Raw genomic sequence first — 18,811 nt, 5'->3', positions numbered from 1 at the left:
ATCGTAAGCGTCATGCAGTCCCGGCCGCGCGTCGCGCTCTTCGTCACCTGTCTCGTGGACCTCTACCGCCCCACGGTCGGCTTCGCCGCCATCCGGCTGCTGGAAGCGGCCGGCTGCACGGTGGAGGTCCCCCCCACCCAGACCTGCTGCGGCCAGCCCGCCTACAACGCCGGGGACCGCGCCACGGCCCGCGACCTCGCCCGCGCGGTCGTGGACGCCTTCCTCTCCTACGACCACGTGGTCGTCCCCTCCGGCTCCTGCGGCGGAACCATCGCACACCACTATCCCAGCCTCTTCGAGGACGACCCGCAGTACCGCCCCCGCGCCGAGGCCCTGGCGGCCAAGACCCACGAGCTGACCTCCTTCCTCGTGGACGTCATGGGCATGGACCAGACCCTCGCCCGCTATGACGGCGTCGCCGCCTACCACGACAGCTGCTCCGGCCTCCGCGAACTCGGCGTCCGCGCCCAGCCCCGCCGCCTCCTCGCCGCCGTCCCCGGCCTGAGCGTCAAGGAACTCGCCGAGCCCGAGCAATGCTGCGGCTTCGGCGGCACCTTCTGCGTGAAGTACCCGGAGATCTCGACCCGCATGGTCACGGACAAGGTGGCCGACATCCGCGCCACCGGCGCCGACACCCTCCTCGCCGGCGACATGGGCTGCCTGCTGAACATGGCCGGCCGCCTGAAGCGGGAAGGCTCCGACATCCGCGTCCGCCACGTCGCCGAAGTGCTCGCCGGCCTGACGGAGGAGGTCGCCCCGATCGGCGAGGCCGCCCCCTAGAACAGGGGCGCCACCCGCCCGGCCATGAGACCTGGCGCGGCCTGTCTTTGCGGCCTCGAAACGCTAACGAGGGCGTGCAGCACCGGCCGCGCAACAGCGCGCTATAATGCGTGACAACCACCCGGCTCCGTGCGTTTCTCTCGAGTGGGCCGGCATCGGGGAACGCTCCTCACCGAGCGGATGCGCGCCTTGGGGACGAAGGTTATGTGGGGCAAGACCGCAGGTCTGGTCGTCGCGGCGCTCTGCGCGCTGCAGGCCGGGCCGATCACGGCCGCGGCGCAGCAGCGCGCCACCGGCACCATCATCGAGATCGCGCCCCGCGCACCCAGCGCGCCGCCCCGGGCCGCGGCCGCCGACCGGTCCGGCCGGTCCCGCCGGACCGAGGCCCAGGTCCTGCGCGACCCGGCCCTCGCCGCCGCGGACGCGGTCGGAACCAGCGGCATCCTGCCAGTGGGCACGACCGCCCGGGTGCAGAACCTGCAGAACGGCCGCACCACGCTCGTCCGCGTGCAGGCCGGCAGCGAGGGCCGCCTGCTCGACATCACCCCGCCCGTCGCCCGCGCCCTCGGCGTGACCGGGAACAGCGCCCAGATCATGGTGGCGCCGCTCGCCGTGCCGCAGCCCGACGGAACCATCCGGCTCGGCGAAGGCACCCGCCTGGCCGGCACCGTGGCCGCCCCCGCCGTCAGCGACCGTCCCACCGATTGATCGGGTTCCCGCACCTGCGCCGGGCCCTTCTCGCGGTGGCGCTCGGACTGCCCGGCCCAGCGGCCCTGGCCCAGCAACAGGACTGCGCCCTGACCGTCCGCACCCACGGCTTCCTCAGCCGCGCTCAGGCGCGCTGCGGCTTCACGCGCTACGCCCCCTCCATGCAGGAATCCGCGCGCGCCTGCACCCGGCGCCTCTCGAACGTCTCGGGACAGGAATACCTGCGCGCGGGGTCGGAGGACTTCGACCGGAACGAACGGGAGCGCGGCCGCGAGAGGCTCTGCGCGGAACTCCTCGAAAGCTTCCCCGACATGGTCGGGCGATAGGCGGAACCGGCGACGCGCGGCGCAGCCCGCCGCGGCGTTGGCGCCCGCCCGGCGCTGCCGCATGATGGCCGCTCCTGAACAGGCCAAGGACCGGTCATGCTGACGCGCCGCGACCTGGCGCGCGGGGCCCTCGGGCTCGGCGCCGCCGCCCTCACCGCCTCCCTCCGCGCGCAGGGAACGGCTTGGCCGGACCGGCCGTTGCGGCTGATCATCGGCTACCCGCCGGGCGGCGCGTCGGACACCTTCGGCCGCATCATCGCGCAGCAGATGGCGCCGCGCCTCGGACAGAACGTGGTGGTGGAGAACCGCGCCGGCGGCGGCGGCGTGGTCGCGGCGGAAGCGGTCGCGCGCGCCACGGACGGCCACACGATCCTGCACGTGGACAACGGCATCATCGGCTACAACCCGGCGCTCTACGCCCGCCTGCCCTACGACCCCGACCGGGACCTGACGGGGGTGGGCTTCATCGGCCGCTTCCCGCTCTTCCTCGTCGTGCGTCCGGACAGCCCCGTCACGGACTTCGCCGGCTTCCTGGCCGCCACGCGCGGCCGCGCCTGGACCTACGGCACGCCGGCCGTCGCCTCCCCGCACCACCTCGCGATGGAGTACCTCCGGCGCCGCGTGTCCGGCGGCTTCGAGGTGACGCACGTCCCCTATCGCGGCGGCCCCGCGGCCATCCAGGACATGCTCGCCGGCAACGTGGACTGCGTGGTGATCGACTGCGCCACCGGCACCCCCTTCATCCGGGACAACCGCGTCCGCGCCATCCTGGTGATGTCCGAGGGCCCCGCGCCCTCCGCGCCCGACGTGCCCACGGCGCGCGCGCTCGGCCATGACGCCATCGCCTATGGATGGCAGGGCCTCGCGGTCCCGGCCACCGCCCCCGCGTCCGTGCTCGACCGCCTCTCGGCCGAGCTGAACCGCGCCATCGCCTCGGAGGACATGCAGTCCCGCTTCCGCACGCTGGGCATCGAGAGCGCGGCGATGAGCCCCGCCGCCTTCGCGGATTTCATCAGGCAGGACAACGCCGTCTGGCGGCCGCTGATCCGGGAGCTGGGCATCCGCCTGGACAGCTGACGCCCCCGTCCCCCGGGTGGCGCCCCGCCCGAAGCCCCGTTAGGTATGCTTCTGGCATGGGATGACGCCGGGGGTGACCTCCGGGCCGCGCCCGGACCCCGCAGACCGCTTGCCCGCCGGCGCGGCCCGGATGGCTCCCGCCATCGGCCGCGGCCCGGCCTGGAGACCGCACCGCCTTGCTCCATCGACTGAAATCGCTTGTCCGGGGTGCCGGCCGCATGGGCTCCGACGGGGTCGTCAGCACGCTTCAGGCGCTGGAGCTCACCTCCCGGGCCGCGGCGCGCAACGCGGAGCTGGCGGCCTGGAACAGCAAGGTCCTGGGCTCCGCGATCGCCAGCCAGTTCTACGAGGCCGGGCTGGCCGGCCGGCTCGCCCCCCTGCCGCCCGAGCCGGTGGAGATGGGCTTCGGCGGCCGCCTCTGCCGGCAGGAGGACATCGAGAGCCACTGGCTCCGCCACTGGTGCGGCCAGATCGGCTTCGTGCCGATGTACCACCGCAAGGTGTGGGAGGATTGCTACGCCCTGCAGCAGCTGCACGAGCGCGGCATGATGGAGCCCGGCCGCCGCGGCCTCGGCTTCGCGGTCGGCGCCGAATGGCTGCCGAGCTTCCTCGCCGCCCGCGGCGTGCAGGTGCTCGCCACGGACCTCGACATGCAGGACCCGCGCGCCCGCGCCTGGATCAATGCCGAGCAGCACGGCGGCTCGGTGGACACGATCTTCAAGCCGGGCCTGCTGGACGCGGAGACCTTCGAGGCCCGCGTCGGCATCCGCGCGGTGGACATGAACGCCATCCCCGCCGACCTGCACGGCGCCTTCGACTTCCTCTGGTCCATCTGCTCCTTCGAGCATTGCGGCTCGATCGACCAGGGCCTGGACTTCGTCGTGGAGTCGATGAAGTGCCTCCGCCCCGGCGGCGTCGCCGTGCACACCACCGAGTTCAACATCAACCCGACGGGCGCGACGGTCGAGCGCGGCCCCACCGTGCTCTTCCAGCAGCAGCACATCGAGGAGTTGGGAACGCGCCTGGCCGCCGCCGGCCACCGGATGCTGCCCGTGGATTTCGGCACGGGCGACGGGCTGCTGGACCGCTTCGTGGACCTGCCGCCCTATCCCGGCGCCGACTGGCCGATGCCGATCCCGGAGCCGCCGCACCTCCGCCTCTCCGTGCAGGGCCTCGTCGCCACCTCCATCGGCCTCGTGGTCGAGGCCGCCGGGTAGCTCAGCCCCGCCGGAACGTCCCGAAGCGCCCGGGGTCATAGGCCCCCGCGTCCAGGAAGGGCGGCACGCCCAAAATCATCTCCGCCACCAGCCGGCCCGAGGGCGGGCCGCTGGTCAGGCCGAAATGCCCATGGCCCGTGCAGAGGAACAGCCCGGGCATCCCGGCCGCGCCCAGGGCCGGCAGGCTGTCCGGCAGCCCGGGCCGCGCACCCATCCAGAAGCGCGGCGCCCCGTGGCGCAGATCGGGGAAGACCTGTGCCGCCTGCCGCACCAGCCCCTCGGCCCGCCGCATGTCCGGCGGTGCCTCCACCCCCGCGAACTCCACCGTGCCGGAGGCGCGCAGCCCCCCGGCCATCGGCGTCAGCGCCAGCCCGCGGTGCCGGAAGGAGATCGGCCGCGGCAGCGCGGCGGAGGGCTCCGGCAGCATCGCGTGGTAGCCCCGCTCCGCCTCCATCGGCAGGCGGCGGCCCAGCGGCGCGAGCAACGCGTTGGACCGGGCCCCCAGCGCCACGACCACGACCGCGGCGGCATGCTCCCCCGCCTCCGTGGAGACCTGCCATCCCCCGTCGCGTGGGCGGATCGCCCGGACGCGCTCCGCCCGGATCGCCCCGCCTTCCGCCCGGAGCCGGTCCGCCAGCACCCCGACCATCCGCCCGGGATCGAGGCTGTGCCCGTTCTCCGGCAGCAGCAGCCCCCGCGTGACGCCCGGCGCGATCCCCGGGAACATCCGCTCCATCGCCGCCCGGTCCAGCGGCTCCGCCGCGATGCCGTGGCGCTCCCGCAGCATCGCGTCCAGCGCGCCCGCACCGGGTAACGGCGGCCCCTCGAAGCCCAGCACCTGCCCCGTCCGCCGGATGAACCCCTCGGCCCCCTCCGTCCCGAGCAGCCGGGCCCACTCGTCATGGGACGCTGCGTGCAGCGCCCGCAGCCCGTCCGACACGGCCAGCACCCGCTCCGGCCGCCCCGCCCGCGCCCAGCGCAGCAGGTACGGCACCGCCCGCGGCAGATAGGCGGGCCGGATCGCCAGCGGCCCCAGCGGGTCCAGCAGCCAGCGCGGAACCTGCCGCAGCATCCCGGGCATCGAGAGCGGCGCCACGGCCGAGGCGCTGATCAGCCCCGAATTGCCCGAGGACGCCCCGCTTCCCGGCTCCGCCGGGTCCAGCACGGCCACGTCCCGCCCCGCCCGCCGGAGATTCAGCGCCACCGAGAGTCCCGCCACGCCGGCCCCCAGCACCAGGACCGTCCCGCCGCCCTCTCCCACCCGCGCCATGCGCATCCCCCTGCAACGGCCCGGTGATCGCCCGGGCCACGGCGCGCCATGACGCACCGCACAAAACGGTATACCACTGGTCCACGAACTGCTCTATGCTGCCTCGGCGCGACCGCACCGGGGCACGAATTCCCGGACCGGCCGCCGGGAATGCCTGCACGGACTGCCGCCGCGGCATCGGGTCACGCCCGGTGCCCAAAGGATCCGCCATGCCCGCTCTCGCCCGCCGCGCCCTTCTCGCCGTCCCCGCCCTCCTCGCCGCACCGCGGATCGCCCGCGCCGCCTGGCCGGACCGGCCGATCCAGCTCATCGTCCCGCTCGGCGCCGGCGGCGGCACCGACCTCACCGCCCGCACCCTCGCCCAGTACCTGGAACCGGAGCTCGGCCAGGCGATCGCCGTGGTGAACCGCCCCGGTGCGGGCGGCGAGATCGGCCTCAACGCGATCGCCGAGGCCCGCCCCGACGGCTACACCCTCGGCATCATGAACACCCCGGGCGTGGTGACGCTCCCGATCGAGCGCACGCCCCGCTTCAACCTCGACAGCTTCACCTACCTCGCCGGGATCGTGGAGGACCCGGGCGTGATGGCCGTTCACCCGGACAGCCCGATCCGCGACGTCCCCGGCCTCGTCGCCGCCGCCAGGGCCCAACCCGGCGCGGTCACCGTCGCCACCCAGGGCGCCGGCTCCTCCTCCTGGCTCTCCGTCCGCCTGCTGGAGGCCGCGGCGGGCGTGCAACTGGAGCCCGTGCCGTACAACTCCGCGCCCGCCTCCGTCCTCGGCCTCGTCCAGCGCCAGACGGTCGTCGGCACCGCCAACCTCGGAGAGGGCATGGCGATGACCTCCCAGAACCCCTGGCGCGCGGTGGGCGTGATGGCCGAGAGCCGCTCCCCCCTCGCCCCCGAGCTGCCCACCTTCCGGGAGCAGGGTTTCGACGTGCTGATGGGCAGCCTGCGCGGCCTCGGCGGCCCGAAGAACATGCCGCCGGAGGTCGCGGCCCGCATCGGCGCCGCCGTGGCGAAGGTCATGGAGAACGCGGAGTACCGCGCCGCCTGCCAGCGCACCTCGCAGCCGCTCCGCTTCATGGACGCCGCGACCTATGCGGCCTTCCTGCGCAACGAGGACCGTCGCTTCCGGTCGCTCTGGACTTCGAAGCCCTGGGCCTAGAGCAGGGTGAGGCCGGGGGAGAGAAGGTCTTTCCCCCGGACCGCTCAGCCCCCCTCCCCCAGCGACACCAGCCGCCGGACGATCCCCAGCCGCGTGCTGTCCACATGCGCCGCCATGGCGGCCCGCGCCGCCCCCGCATCGCCCGATGCCAGCGCATCCAGGATCGCCAGGTGCTCCGCGCAGACCGGCTCCAGCCGCTCCGGCACCCGGCGCGTCGCGAAGAGCAGCAGCCGGCGCCGCAGCTCCGCGATGAGCGTCGCGAGCGTCCGGTTCCCGCAAGCCTCGCCGATCGCGGCGTGCAGCGCGAGGTCCACCTCGAGCCGCTCCGGGCTCTGCGGATCCCCGGCCGCCAGCAGGTCCTGCACGCGCCGCCGCAGTCCCTCGATCACCGGCGCGGGGACGCGGCCCGCCGCCGCCGCGGCCGCCTCCACCTCCAGCATCCGCCGGACGGACAGAACCTCCAGCACCTCCTCCACGTCCAGCCGGCGGACGGCGAGCGCGCCATCCCCCCGACGCGCGAGCACCCCCTCCCCCTCCAACCGCCGCAGCGCCTCCCGCAGCGGCGTGCGGGACACGCCCAGCTCCGCTGCCAGCCGCCGCTCCGACACCGCCGCATCGGGCGCCAGCCGGCGGGAGAGGATCATCTCCGTCAGGCTCTCATAGGCGAGGTTCGCCGAAGGCGACCGCACCGAAACCTCTCCGTCCATGCACGGCCCTCCGGCCCTCTCTATGCCATTGCCAGCCGGATGGACCAACGGTATACCACTGGCAGACCAGTCCAGGACAGGAGATCCGACGGGCATGGTCGGGGAAGCCGGACGCACGACCCTTCTTTCAGACGGGGCGTTGCATGCTGAGACGTTGGACCCTCGCCGCGGTGGCCGCGGCGACCCTCGCAATGGTCGCGCCACCGGCGCAGGCGGCCTGGCCGGAGCGCCCGGTCCAGATCATCGTTCCCTTCGCGGCCGGCGGCGGCACCGACATCACCGCGCGGCTGCTGGCGCGCTTCCTGGACCGCCACACGGGCGGGCGCGGCGTCGTGGTGATCAACCGCCCCGGCGCCGGCGGGGAGATCGGCATGGCGGCGGGCGCGGAGGCGGCGCCGGACGGCCACACCCTCACCATCCTCAACACGCCCAACGTCCTGACCATCCCGATCGAGCGGTCCGCGCGCTTCCGCCTGGACTCCTTCGTGCCGCTGGCGAACCTCGTGGACGATCCGGGCACGCTCTCCGTCCGCACCGACGGCCCGATCGCCACCCTGCCGGAGCTGATCGCCGCGATGCGCGCGCGTCCCGGCGCGCTGAACTACGGCACGGCCGGCGTCGGCTCCGCGGGCCACATCGCGATGCTCCTCACCGGCCGCGCCGCCGGCGCCACGGCGGAGCACATCCCCTTCTCCGGCTCCTCCGCCGTCGCCACCGCCCTGATCGGCGGCCAGATCGACGTCGCGACCGCGAATTTCGGGGAAGCGATCGGCTTCGCCGGCGGGTCCGGCGGCCATGGCAGCTGGCGCATCCTCGGCGTGATGTCGCCGGCGCGCCTCGCCACGCATCCGGACATCCCGACCTTCGCGGAACTCGGCCTGCCCGTGCAGACGGGCTCCCTCCGCGGCCTCGGCGCCCCGCGCAACACGCCGCCCGCGACGGTGGCGGAGATCATCCGCGCGCTGGACGCCGTCATGGCCGATCCCGAGTACCAGGCGGCCATGGCCGGCGCGACGCAGGTCATCCGCTACGTGAAGGGCGAGGACTACGCGCGCCTGCTCTCCGGCATGGAGTCGGAGCTGCGCGCCCTGTGGGCCGCCACGCCCTGGAACCGCTGAAGAACCCTCTTCGGATCAACTGAGGACCGAGTATGCGCACTGACCGCGTTCCCACCACCAAGGTGGCCGAATACCTGAAATCCAAGGACACCGTGCTCATCCCCGTGGGCGCGACCGAGTGCTACGGCCCGCACCTCGCCATGGGCACCGAGCTCCGCATCTGCGAGGAATACGCCACCCAGGTCGGGGAGCGCGCGGGCTTCGCCGTTATCCCCATCGCGCCCTTCAACTACTCCCACATGTTCCTCGACTACGCCGGCACCTGCTCGTCGGAGATGGCGACGGTCGAGGCCTATGTCGGCGAGGTCTGCGACGGCCTGGCCTCCCAGGGCTTCAAGCACTTCTTCTTCATCAACATCCACGCCGGCTCCCTCGGCCCGCTGGAGAGCGTCTGCCGCGCCCTGCGCGCGAACCACGACGCGGTCGGCGGCGTGATCGACATCTTCTCCGTCATGCGCGATGTCGGCGGCGTGGAATACGCGTCCAAGCAGGCGCCGACCGGCCATGGCGGGGAGATGGTGACCTCCGTCGCCCTGCACCTCTGCCCCGAGCTCGTCTTCATGGACGAGGCGAAGGCCCCCGCCGCCCTGCGCCCCTTCACCGAGGGCGTGAAGACCGTCTCCTCCGGCAAGGTCTCGCTCGGCAAGTCGTCCTTCATGGTCTTCTCCGACATCTCGGACTACTCGCCGCTCGGCATCCAGGGCGACCCGACCTCCGCCACGGCGGAGAAGGGCCGCACGGTCTGGGAGAACGCGGTGGCCTACGGCGTGGAAGCCGCGACCCGCTTCTCCACCATGGTCCTGAAGGCCTGACCGCGATGCGCGAGAACCCGGTCAAGGCGCTCTGGGCTCAGGGCAAGCCCGCCTTCGGCACCTGGTGCACCCTGGTGAACCATCCCCGTTTCATGAAGCTCCTGGCCGCCTGCGGCCTGGACTTCGTGATCCTGGAGACAGAGCACACCGACTTCACCGTGCGCGACGTCTCGACCCTGGCGATCATGGCGCGGGAGGCCGGGATCGCCCCGATCGTCCGCCCCGCCGGCCTGCTCTCCCCGCATGTCATGACCCGTGCGCTGGATGCCGGCGCCATGGGCCTGCTCCTGCCCAACGTCACCTCGGCCGACGAACTCGACCGCGTCCTCCGCGCGACGAAGTACTATCCGCGCGGCGAGCGCATCCTGAACTTCCGCGGCCCGCACACGGATTACCTAAAGCTCTCCGACCCCGCGGAACAGATCGCCCGCGGCAACGCGGAGGGCCTGACCGTCGCGATGATCGAGACCCAGGCCGGCCTCGACGCGCTGGAGGAGATCTGCGCCGTTCCCGACCTCGACGGCATCATGGTCGGCCCCGACGACCTCAGCCAAGCGCTCGGCGTCCCCGGCGAGATGAGCCACCCCCTCATGCGCGCCGCCTTCGACCGCGTCGCGGAGGTCTGCACCGCCCGCAACGTCCCCTTCGGCTGGTCGTCCGCCGACATGAAGGCGGCCGAAGCGAATCTCGCGAAGGGTCTCCGCTGGATGCCCTTCGCGAATGACGCCGCGGTCCTGTTCAACGCATTCTCCGGCGCGGCACAGGGCCTGAAATCCCTCGCCGCCCGCGACTGACCCCAAGGAGGAATCCCCCATGAAGGCCGTTGCCGAATACCGTCCCTATGGCTGGCGCGGGAAGATCGGGCTGATCGTCCCCTCCACCAACACGATCAACGAGCCGGAGTTCTACCGGCTCGCCCCTCGCGGCGTGACGATCCACACCGCCCGCGCCACCCTCCTCGGCAAGGCGACGGAGGAGAGCTACTTCAAGATGGCCGAGGCCGTGAAGGTCGCCGGCGATGACCTCGCCACCGCCGAAGTGGACGTGGTCGCCTATGGCTGCACCTCCGGCTCCATCGTCTGCTCGCTGCAGGACATCGTCACGGACCTCCAGGCCCGCACGAAGGTGCCCGCCGTCGCCACCGCCGGCGCCGTCGTCGCGGCGCTGCGCGCCCTCGGCTCCCGCAAGGTCGCCGTCGCCACCCCCTACGTGGACTTCGTGAACGAGAGCGAGCGCCGCTTCCTCCAGGACTACGGTTTCGAGGTCACGTCCCTCCACGGCCTGCGCCTCGGCGAGACGCAGGAGGAGCGCCGCGGCATCGGCCGCGTCCCGCCGCAGCACATCTACCAGATGGCCCGCGCCGCCAACCGCCCGGACGCGGACACCATCTTCATCTCCTGCACGAACCTGCCGACACTCGACGTCATCGCGCAGATCGAGGCCGATTTCGGCAAGCCCGTCGTCACCAGCAACCAGGCCTGCTTCTGGGCCTGCCTCCGCATGCTCGGCCTGCCCGACCGGATCGAGGGCTACGGCCGCCTGCTGACCGACTGCACCGCGCCGATCACGATGGAGTCCTTCGCCCTGCCGACGGCGCCAGCGCGCGCGGCCTGAAGAAAAAGGTTGGGGAGAAAGTATTCTCCCCAAGCCCCTCATCTATTTTTATCAGGCTGCCGCGGCACGATTCAGAACTGTCCCGGGGTAGCCAGACAAAAAATAGATAGGGGGTCTGTGGGGAATTCCTTCCCCACAGCCTTGCTTCACGAACCACCCCGTAACTTCCGCACGCGCTCCGTCGCCGCTGCCTGCAACAGCGTCGCGTCATGCGCGGCAGAGATGTATCGCACCCCCATGCCCGCCGCCCGCGCCATCGCCGCCTCATCCGGAATGCCGCCCATGCCCGGCACCTTCCCGTGCCGCCGGCACGCGGCCACCACCGCCTCCGCCGCCTGCCACAGCGCCGGCGACTCCTTCGCCCCCGGCGTCCCGAGATCGGCCATCAGGTCGGACGCGCCGAGGAACAGCACGTCCACGCCCGGCACCGCCGCGATCGCATCCGCCGCCGCCACCGCCGCTGCCGTCTCGATGATGACCACAACGGCCGTCTCCGCCGCCAACCGCGCCGTCGCCTCCGCCTGTCCCACCGGCACGCGCCGGAAATGCGGAAACACCGGCGGCACCGGCCGGCGTCCGCCCGGCGGAAAGGTCGCGGCGCGAACCACCGCTTCCGCCGTGACCGCATCCTCCACGCGCGGGATCACGACGCCCAGCGCCCCGGCGGACAGCGCCTGCCCGATCGGCCCCGGCGCCGCATCGGGCAGCCGTACCAGCGGCGTGATTCCGGTCTCCAGCGCCGCCATCAGCATCTCCGCGCAGGCCTCCTCCGGGATCAGGTTGTGCTCCCGGTCGATCACCATCACGTCGAACCCCGCCACCGCCAGCAGCCGCGCCGTATCGCCCGTGCGGCCCAGCGCGACCGTCGCCACCAGCGCCACCTCGCCGGCCGCCATCCGCGCCCGCAGCCGATTCTCGAACCTCAAGGGAAACCCGCCTCCATGCCCACCTGCCTGATCGTCCAGCCCGTGCATCCCGCCGGTCTCGATCGCCTTCGCGCCGGCGGCGTGGAGCCGCGCATGGCCACGTCGCCCGACATGGCGAGCGTCGCACGGGAGATCGTGGGCTGCGAGGCCGTCATCACCCGCAACGCCGGCCTCGACACCGCGGCGATCGATGCTGCCACCTCGCTCCGCATCATTGCGAACCACGGCGTCGGCACGAACAAGATCGATCTGCGCCGCGCCGACGCGCTGAACATTCCCGTGCTCTTCACGCCCACGGCGAACGCGCGCTCCGTCGCGGAACAGGTCTTCGCCCTCGCCCTCGCCGCCGCGCGGCGCGTCGTGCAGGCGGATGCCGCGGTGCGCCGCGGTGATTGGTCCATGCGCTACGACCCCGGCATGGCGGAACTGCACGGCAAGACCCTCGGCCTCGTCGGTTTCGGCACCATCGGCCGCCTCACTGCCGCCATCGGCCGCCACGGCTTCGGCATGCGCCTCCTCGTCTGGTCCCCGCGCGCGGAGGACGCCGCGCTGGCCGAGGCCGGCGCCGCGCGCGCCGACAGCCTCGACGCGTTGCTGGACGCCGCCGATGTCGTCTCCCTCCACCGCCCGCTGCGCGGGGACACGCGCCACACCATCGGCGCCGCGCAGATCGCCCGGATGCGCCCGCACGCCATCCTCGTGAACACCGCCCGCGGCGAGCTGGTGGACACCGCCGCCCTCGCCGCCGCCCTGCGGGACGGCCGGATCGCCGGCGCCGGCGTGGACGTCTTCGCCGCAGAGCCTCCGCCCGCCGACGAACCCCTGCTGGCCGAGCCGCGCGCCGTCCTCGCCCCGCATCTCGGCGGCGCCACGGACGACGCGCTGCGCGAGACCGCCCTGCAATGCGCCGACGGCATCCTGGAGGTCCTGGCCGGCCGTCCCCCGGCGCATCTCGTTCAGCCGGAGGTCTGGGACCGCCGCCGCGCGGCCTGAAGCCCTGGGAGGCGTTGCCTCCCAGCTCCTCCACCGGGAGCCAGACGTGGCCCCCGGCCCCCGCGATCGATTTGGCGCGGGTCCAGGGGGCGCGTTCGCCCCCTGGCGGGTGGGGTCCGGGGAGGGCAGAGCCCTTCCCGGGGCCACCAGCCCCCTACCGCCGCCCGCGCCGGCGTACCGGCGCCACACGCTCCGGCGGCGGCTCCGGCTCATCCGCCCGGCGCGGCCGCAGCACCCACACCTGCCCGGTCTCCCGCATCCGCCCAGCGGCCGGCTCGGCGCCGCCTTCCCAGCCCCAGAACATGTCCACACGGGCCGCCCCGCGGATCGCCCCGCCCGTGTCGGCCGCCACCACCATCCGCTGCAGCGGCCGCCCCGTGATCGGATGCTGCGTGGACACCCACATCGGCAGCCCGAGCGCCGTCCGGCTCCGATCCACGGCCACGTTCCGCAACGGCACCAGCTGCGTCCCCAGCGACCCCGCCGGGCCGCCCTCTGGCGGCAGGTCGTCCCGCCAGCGGAAGAGCACCACGGCCGGGTTCCGCTCCATCAGCTCCCGCGCCGCCTCCGGCCCCGCCGAGCGCATCCAGGCCCGGATGGTCTGGAGCGAGACCTCCTCCCGCCGCATGATCCCGCGCTCCACCAGCACGCGCCCCACCGGGACATAGGTCCGCCCGTTCTGCCCGGCATAGCCGACCCGCCGCACCGTCCCATCCGGGAACATCGCCCGGCCCGATCCCTGGATCTCCAGGAAGAAGGCGTCCACCGGGTCCGCCCAGGCCAGCACGGGGGCGGGCAGGTCCTCTCCGGCCGCCGCGGCCGCGTTCACCGCCGCCCGGTCCGGCACCCCGGATGCCGGCCCGGCGAGCAGCGGCTGGGAAAACGCCGCCGTCCGCTCCGCCGAAACCCGCAGCGTCGGCTCGTAATACCCGGTGATCAGCCCCTCTTCCGGCACCGCCTCCGCCACGAAATGGCGCTGGAGCACGGCCCGGAGCGGCGCCTCGTCCTGCGGCCTCAGCCGCAACCGCGACGTGGCAGCGCAGGCCGGCGCCAGGGCCGCGGCCTCCGGCGGCGCCGGCCGGGCGGTGGAGAGCGCGATACAGGCCGCCCGGAAAGCCGGCAGCACCTCGGTCACCCGGTCCGTGCGCCAGCCCGGCAGGGTACGAAGCTCCACGGCGGTCCGGGGCGGCACGGGAGCGGAAGGCGGCGCCGCGACAACCGGCGGCGCCGGCGTCGGCTGCGGCGGCGGCTGTTCCAGCAGCGCGTTGGGCGGCGCGTCCGCCGGCTTGGGCGGCTCCGCCGCACAGCCGGCCACAAGGACCAGCGCCGCCAGCGCGGCGCCCCGAAGGCGCGTCACGGTCGCCCCGTTCAGGCGGAGCGGGTTCCCACCAGCTTCCAGGTCGGGTCGCTGGAACGCAGATCCCGCTGGAAGGTCCAGATATCCGTCAGCTCGGTCACCGCGTCGGCGCCGGCCACCGGCTTGCCCGTGGCATCCGTCGTCAGGTTCACCTGGTCCGAGACGAAGCGCACCGTCACATCGGCCACCGTCCCGCGCAGATCCGCCGCCTCGATCGTGGCGTCCCGGATCTCGCGGATCTCGGTCCGCTGCCGCTCGCCCTTGGACTCGCGCTCGGTGATCGCGCCCTCGAACCCGGCATAGGTGTCGTCGGACAGCAGGTCCCGCAGCAGCGGCCGGTTCCCGGCGGCGAAGCCCTCCACGATCATGCGGAAGGCGCCCTCCGCCCCGTTCAGGAAGGCGGCGGGATCGAAGTTCGGGTCCGTGCCGCGGATGCGGGCCAGCGCCTGGCCCACCGGCCCGCGCGAATCCGGCACCCCGCGGCGCGTCACGGGCGCGACGGCATCGGCCGGCCCCATCACCGGCGGCACCGCCACAGGGCGGTCGGCCGGCGGGCGCTCGAATCCGGTCCGGCGGCCCAGGACGCTGCGCAGGCGCAGGACCAGGAAGGCCGCGATCATCCCGAACAGGATCAGGTCAAGCGGGAAGCCGCCCGTCATCGCACACTCCTTGGAACCGCAGAGTTAGGGGCGGACGGCCCGGACCGCAATGCGTCCGGGTCCGGCGCGGTCCGATCGGCGCACCGCCCCAGGGGAACGGCCCCGCGCCCGGGCCGTTGCGCCCCTCCCGATCGCGCCCTTGCCGATTGCCTCGGCCCCGCGCGCCCGTTACCCCGCTGGGATGGGAGCCCGCCGATGATCCTGCTGCGCCATGGCCAGAGCGAGTTCAACCTCCACTTCTCCGCCACCCGGAGGGACCCGGGGATCGAGGACCCGCGTCTCACCCCCCTCGGCCACGAGCAGGCCGAGGCCGCTGCCGAGGCCCTCGCCGGGGAGGACATCCGCCGCATCCTCGCCTCCCCCTACACCCGCGCGCTCCAGACCGCGGCGCCGCTGGCCCGCCGCCTGAACCTGCCTGTCCATGTCCAGCCCCTGGTGCGGGAGCGCTTCGCCTTCGCCTGCGACATCGGCAGCCCGACCCACGCGCTCCGGGCCGAATGGCCCGACCACGACTTCGACCATGTGGACACCGTCTGGTGGCCGCAGGAGGAGGAGCCGACGGACGCCATCCTCGCCCGCGCCCGCCAGTTCCGCGGAGAGATGCGGGACCGCCCGGACTGGCCCCACACCGTCGTGGTCTCCCACTGGGGCTTCATCCTCTCCCTGACGGGCCGCTCCGTGATGAACGGCCAGTGGATCCGCTGCGACCCCACCGAGGAAGGCCCCGAGGCGGTGAACTGGCACCACGGCTAGCGCCGGCCGCATCGGCCCGGGATCGCGGCGCCCGGCCGCGGGAACGCTTCGGCCCGCCTCGCAGCATCGGACCGCGAAATCCGGGGAACCTCCAGGGACCAGAACCCCGGAGCTCCCCGATGTCATCCCTCCCGTCCCGCCCAGGCCCCCGGAACGAGCCCTGGACCGCCCGCGCCCTTCGCTGGGCCGCGGACCGGCGCGACCTGGCCGGACTCGATGACCGCATGCTCCGCGACATCGGCCTCACCCGGACCGACCTCGCCCTCGGCACTCCCTTCGCCGCCCCGCCCGGGGCCGCCCCGGACGGGCCGGTCGCCACGATCCGCTCCCGCCCGGCCCGGGCCTGACCGGCGGAGGCCACCGGGGCCCAGCATGCCCTAGCGACTCGCGCGGCGGGCCGTGCTACCCCGCCGCGCCCAACAAGACCCAGGCCCTTCGATGTCCGATTTCCCGCCCCCCAACGGCCAGCCCGGCCCCGGCGCCGCCCCCCAGCAGGGTCCGCTGGTGGTGAACGCCCAGTACGTGAAGGATCTCTCCTTCGAGGTGCCAGGCGCCCCGGAGGTCTTCACGCAACTCCGCGAGCAGCCCCGCGTGGACATCGCCCTCGACGTCCAGGCCCGCCCCCTGCAGGACGGCGGCAACACCTTCGAGGTCGCGCTCCAGATCCGCTGCGACGCGAAGTCCGGTGAGACGACCGCCTTCATCGCCGAGCTCGTCTACTGCGGCATCTTCACCGTGAACGTGGCGCAGGACGTGCTGGAGCCGGTGCTGCTGGTGGAATGCCCGCGCCTGCTCTTCCCCTTCGCCCGCAACATCCTGGCGGATGTGACGCGCGATGGCGGCTTCATGCCCGTCCTGCTGACCCCGATCGACTTCGTCGCCCTCTGGCAGGCCCGCCGCGGCCAGCCCTCCGGTGCGCCGTCCGGAACGCTGCTGGCCTGAGGCTACGCGGGTGGCTCCGGGGGGAGGGCGCCGCCTTCCCCCCGGGCCTCCCCTCCCCGACGCTTTGCCCTTGGGGAACGCGACACCACTTCGTGCGGAGACGACCGCGCGAGGAGGACCCAGCTTGCCCGAACCCTATCCCGTGACCCGCAGCGACGCCGAATGGCAGCGCCTGCTGACACCCGAGCAGTACGCGGTGATGCGGCAGCACGGCACCGAGGCGCCGGGCAGCTGCGCCCTGTTGCGGGAGAAGCGCCAGGGCCGCTTCGCCTGTGCCGGCTGCGGCCAGGTGCTGTTCGAATCCGGCGGCAAGTTCGAGAGCGGCACCGGCTGGCCCAGCTTCGACACGCCCGCCCCCGGCGCCGTCGAGACCACGATCGACCGCTCCTACGGCATGGTGCGGACCGAGGTTCATTGCGCCCGCTGCGGCAGCCATCTCGGCCATGTCTTCGACGACGGCCCGCCGCCGACCGGCCAGCGCTACTGCATCAACGGCGTCGCCCTGACCTTCACCCCCGACTGATACGGGGTCCGGGGAGGCAGAGCCTCCCCGGGGACACCATCAGAGAATGAACCGCGAGAGGTCCGTGCTGGACGCGAGCGGCGCGACGCGCTCCCGCACATAGGACGCATCCACCTGCACGCTCTCGCCCGCGCGGTCCGAGGCCGTGAAGGACACCTCTTCCAGCAGCTTCTCCAGCACGGTGGACAGCCGCCGCGCCCCGATATTCTCCACCCGGTCGTTGATGTCCGCCGCCAGCTCCGCGATCGCGTCCACCGCATCGGGCGCGAAGTCCAGCGCCACGCCCTCCGTCCGCATCAGCGCCACGTACTGCGCGGTCAGCGCGTGCTCCGGCTCCGTCAGGATGCGGCGGAAGTCGTCGCGCGTCAGGCCCTTCAGCTCCACGCGGATCGGCAGGCGCCCCTGCAGCTCCGGCAGTAGGTCGGCGGGCTTTGCCATGTGGAAGGCGCCGGACGCGATGAAAAGGATATGATCCGTCTTCACCGGCCCGTGCTTCGTGTTGACCGTCGTGCCCTCGATCAGCGGCAGCAGGTCGCGCTGCACGCCCTCGCGGCTCACGTCGCCGCCGCGGAAGCCGCCCTCGCTCGTGCGCGCGCAGACCTTGTCGATCTCGTCGATGAAGACGATGCCGTGGTTCTCCGCGTGATGCACCGCATCCCGCGTCAGCTTCTCCCCATCCAGCAGCTTGTCCGCCTCGTCGCGCTGCAGGGCGTGCCGCGCCTCGGACACCGACATCTTGCGGGCCTTCTGCCGCCCGCCGAACATCTTGCCCATCATCTCCTGGATGTTCGCGGCCCCCGGCGGCATGCCGGGGATGTCCATGGCGCCGATCGGCGTGGCCTGCTCGGCCACCTGCACCTCGACCTCCTTGGACTCCAGCTGCCCCTCGCGCAGCATCTTGCGGAACTTCATCCGCGTCTCGCCGGAAGCGTGCTCGCCGACAAGGGCGGTCACGATCCGCTCCTCCGCGTTCAGCTCCGCCTTCGCCTGCACCTCCTTCCGCGCGGTCTCCCGCATCTGGACGATGGAGGCCTCGACCAGATCGCGGACGATGCTCTCCACGTCGCGGCCGACATAGCCGACCTCGGTGAACTTCGTCGCCTCGACCTTCAGGAAGGGCGCGTTGGCCAGCCGAGCCAGCCGGCGCGCGATCTCCGTCTTGCCGCAGCCGGTCGGGCCGATCATGAGGATGTTCTTCGGCACCACCTCGTCGCGCAGCCCGTCCGGCAGCTGCTGCCGGCGCCAGCGGTTGCGCAGCGCGATGGCCACGGCGCGCTTCGCGTCGTGCTGGCCGACGATGTAGCGGTCCAGCTCCGACACGATCTCGCGCGGAGAGAGGTTCACGGATTCCATGCGGGGGTCCTGGGGGGCCGAGCCGCCTGTTGCGGCAGAGTCGAGCGGTGTCATGAAGGTGATATAGGAAGCCCGCAACCGCTCCGCAGCATGCGCCCCGGACGGATCAGACCGGCGGCACGATCCGGCAAAGGACGCGGGCCGGTCAGGCCGGCGCCAGCCGCTCGCTCAGCCGCGGCTCCCGCCGCGCGCTCTCCAGCACGGCGTCCAGCAGCCCGGGGAAGCGCGCCTGCAACTCCTCGCGTCGCAGGCTGATGATCCGGACCGTGCCCTCCGGCCGCACCCGCACCAGCCCGGCCTCCCGCAGCCGCGACAGGTGATAGGTGAGGTTCGTCTTCGAGGCGACGTGAACGAAGGACGCGCAGCGCTTCTCGCCCCGCTCGTCCAGCATCACGACGATGGCGCGCCGCACCGGATCGCGCAGCGCGTCCAGCACGGCGGACAGGTCGATCTGCGCGGCATCGGGATGGGCAGGGGTTCGCGGCATCGGGGAACCACACATAGCCGTCC

At 73.2% G+C, this 18,811-nt stretch carries 22 protein-coding genes; 15 read left to right on the top strand and 7 right to left on the bottom strand.

What is annotated here, in order from left to right:
• Positions 1-12 precede the first annotated feature (12 nt).
• The 5 genes from ACP6CK_RS23520 (at position 13) to ACP6CK_RS23500 (ending at position 4,108) form a co-directional block, all read left to right on the top strand.
• On the top strand, positions 13-780 hold the full coding sequence (locus tag ACP6CK_RS23520) for a (Fe-S)-binding protein (RefSeq protein WP_426955754.1): 768 nt from the start codon (positions 13-15) through the stop codon (positions 778-780).
• Between the two features lie 189 nt (positions 781-969).
• A complete protein-coding gene (locus tag ACP6CK_RS23515) occupies positions 970-1,488 on the top strand; it encodes a hypothetical protein (protein ID WP_426955753.1) in 519 nt (172 codons plus the stop codon).
• Positions 1,485-1,814, top strand: coding sequence for a hypothetical protein (locus ACP6CK_RS23510; protein ID WP_426955752.1), 330 nt, complete (start codon positions 1,485-1,487; stop codon positions 1,812-1,814). Before ACP6CK_RS23515 ends, ACP6CK_RS23510 begins: the two co-directional genes overlap by 4 nt.
• Before the next feature lie 96 nt (positions 1,815-1,910).
• Positions 1,911-2,891, top strand: coding sequence for a Bug family tripartite tricarboxylate transporter substrate binding protein (locus ACP6CK_RS23505; RefSeq protein WP_426955751.1), 981 nt, complete (start codon positions 1,911-1,913; stop codon positions 2,889-2,891).
• A gap of 218 nt (positions 2,892-3,109) precedes the next feature.
• A complete protein-coding gene (locus ACP6CK_RS23500) occupies positions 3,110-4,108 on the top strand; it encodes an SAM-dependent methyltransferase (protein WP_426955750.1) in 999 nt (332 codons plus the stop codon).
• Between the two features lies 1 nt (position 4,109).
• On the opposite strand, the gene ACP6CK_RS23495 is transcribed toward ACP6CK_RS23500, so the two are convergent.
• Positions 4,110-5,378, bottom strand: a complete 1,269-nt coding sequence (locus ACP6CK_RS23495) for an NAD(P)/FAD-dependent oxidoreductase (RefSeq protein WP_426955749.1) — start codon at positions 5,376-5,378, stop codon at positions 4,110-4,112.
• A 209-nt stretch (positions 5,379-5,587) separates the two neighbouring features.
• Between ACP6CK_RS23495 and ACP6CK_RS23490 the strand changes: the two genes are divergently transcribed.
• Positions 5,588-6,544 carry a tripartite tricarboxylate transporter substrate binding protein gene (locus ACP6CK_RS23490; protein WP_426955748.1) on the top strand — a complete coding sequence of 319 codons (957 nt, stop codon included), beginning with the start codon at positions 5,588-5,590 and terminating at the stop codon, positions 6,542-6,544.
• Between the two features lie 44 nt (positions 6,545-6,588).
• Here the strand turns inward: ACP6CK_RS23490 and ACP6CK_RS23485 are convergent, their stop codons facing one another.
• Positions 6,589-7,251, bottom strand: a complete 663-nt coding sequence (locus tag ACP6CK_RS23485; protein ID WP_426955747.1) for a GntR family transcriptional regulator — start codon at positions 7,249-7,251, stop codon at positions 6,589-6,591.
• A 143-nt stretch (positions 7,252-7,394) separates the two neighbouring features.
• Here ACP6CK_RS23485 and ACP6CK_RS23480 point away from each other — a divergent pair, with 143 nt between their 5' ends.
• From ACP6CK_RS23480 to ACP6CK_RS23465, 4 genes are read left to right on the top strand one after another with little or no spacing between them, the layout of a single operon-like run.
• Positions 7,395-8,369, top strand: a complete 975-nt coding sequence (locus ACP6CK_RS23480) for a tripartite tricarboxylate transporter substrate binding protein (protein WP_426955746.1) — start codon at positions 7,395-7,397, stop codon at positions 8,367-8,369.
• 32 nt (positions 8,370-8,401) lie between these two features.
• Positions 8,402-9,181 (top strand): creatininase family protein, encoded by a 780-nt coding sequence (locus ACP6CK_RS23475; RefSeq protein WP_426955745.1) that lies wholly within the window; start codon positions 8,402-8,404, stop codon positions 9,179-9,181.
• Positions 9,182-9,186: 5 nt separating this feature from the next.
• A complete protein-coding gene (locus tag ACP6CK_RS23470) occupies positions 9,187-9,975 on the top strand; it encodes an HpcH/HpaI aldolase family protein (RefSeq protein WP_426955744.1) in 789 nt (262 codons plus the stop codon).
• A 19-nt stretch (positions 9,976-9,994) separates the two neighbouring features.
• Positions 9,995-10,795 carry a maleate cis-trans isomerase family protein gene (locus ACP6CK_RS23465; protein ID WP_426955743.1) on the top strand — a complete coding sequence of 267 codons (801 nt, stop codon included), beginning with the start codon at positions 9,995-9,997 and terminating at the stop codon, positions 10,793-10,795.
• 146 nt (positions 10,796-10,941) lie between these two features.
• On the opposite strand, the gene ACP6CK_RS23460 is transcribed toward ACP6CK_RS23465, so the two are convergent.
• Positions 10,942-11,721 carry an aldolase/citrate lyase family protein gene (locus tag ACP6CK_RS23460; protein WP_426955742.1) on the bottom strand — a complete coding sequence of 260 codons (780 nt, stop codon included), beginning with the start codon at positions 11,719-11,721 and terminating at the stop codon, positions 10,942-10,944.
• Between the two features lie 15 nt (positions 11,722-11,736).
• Here ACP6CK_RS23460 and ACP6CK_RS23455 point away from each other — a divergent pair, with 15 nt between their 5' ends.
• A complete protein-coding gene (locus ACP6CK_RS23455; protein WP_426955741.1) occupies positions 11,737-12,714 on the top strand; it encodes a hydroxyacid dehydrogenase in 978 nt (325 codons plus the stop codon).
• 154 nt (positions 12,715-12,868) lie between these two features.
• On the opposite strand, the gene ACP6CK_RS23450 is transcribed toward ACP6CK_RS23455, so the two are convergent.
• Positions 12,869-14,071: an MltA domain-containing protein gene (locus ACP6CK_RS23450; protein ID WP_426955740.1), complete on the bottom strand. Its 1,203-nt coding sequence runs from the start codon at positions 14,069-14,071 to the stop codon at positions 12,869-12,871.
• Between the two features lie 11 nt (positions 14,072-14,082).
• Positions 14,083-14,730, bottom strand: coding sequence for a Tim44/TimA family putative adaptor protein (locus tag ACP6CK_RS23445; protein ID WP_426955739.1), 648 nt, complete (start codon positions 14,728-14,730; stop codon positions 14,083-14,085).
• A gap of 195 nt (positions 14,731-14,925) precedes the next feature.
• Between ACP6CK_RS23445 and ACP6CK_RS23440 the strand changes: the two genes are divergently transcribed.
• From ACP6CK_RS23440 to msrB, 4 genes are all read left to right on the top strand, one after another.
• On the top strand, positions 14,926-15,483 hold the full coding sequence (locus tag ACP6CK_RS23440) for a histidine phosphatase family protein (protein ID WP_426955738.1): 558 nt from the start codon (positions 14,926-14,928) through the stop codon (positions 15,481-15,483).
• Between the two features lie 119 nt (positions 15,484-15,602).
• The gene (locus ACP6CK_RS23435) at positions 15,603-15,830 is read left to right on the top strand and encodes a DUF1127 domain-containing protein (protein ID WP_426955737.1); all 228 of its coding nucleotides are present in this window, start codon (positions 15,603-15,605) and stop codon (positions 15,828-15,830) included.
• Positions 15,831-15,921: 91 nt separating this feature from the next.
• A complete protein-coding gene (gene secB / locus ACP6CK_RS23430; RefSeq protein WP_426955736.1) occupies positions 15,922-16,425 on the top strand; it encodes a protein-export chaperone SecB in 504 nt (167 codons plus the stop codon).
• Positions 16,426-16,549: 124 nt separating this feature from the next.
• Positions 16,550-16,948 carry a peptide-methionine (R)-S-oxide reductase MsrB gene (gene msrB, locus ACP6CK_RS23425; protein ID WP_426955735.1) on the top strand — a complete coding sequence of 133 codons (399 nt, stop codon included), beginning with the start codon at positions 16,550-16,552 and terminating at the stop codon, positions 16,946-16,948.
• Between the two features lie 39 nt (positions 16,949-16,987).
• Here msrB and hslU read toward each other — a convergent pair whose 3' ends face one another.
• Both hslU and ACP6CK_RS23415 read right to left on the bottom strand, forming a co-directional pair.
• Entirely contained in the window at positions 16,988-18,301 is a 1,314-nt protein-coding gene (hslU, locus tag ACP6CK_RS23420; RefSeq protein ID WP_426955734.1) for an ATP-dependent protease ATPase subunit HslU, read from the bottom strand.
• A 145-nt stretch (positions 18,302-18,446) separates the two neighbouring features.
• The gene (locus ACP6CK_RS23415) at positions 18,447-18,788 is read right to left on the bottom strand and encodes an ArsR/SmtB family transcription factor (protein ID WP_426955733.1); all 342 of its coding nucleotides are present in this window, start codon (positions 18,786-18,788) and stop codon (positions 18,447-18,449) included.
• Positions 18,789-18,811: the final 23 nt, after the last annotated feature.

It is taken from the genome of Muricoccus radiodurans (genome assembly GCF_050154705.1).
GTDB lineage: Bacteria > Pseudomonadota > Alphaproteobacteria > Acetobacterales > Acetobacteraceae > Roseomonas > Roseomonas radiodurans.
Note: the sequence above shows the minus strand (reverse complement) of the source record. Positions and strands in the feature narration are given on the sequence as shown.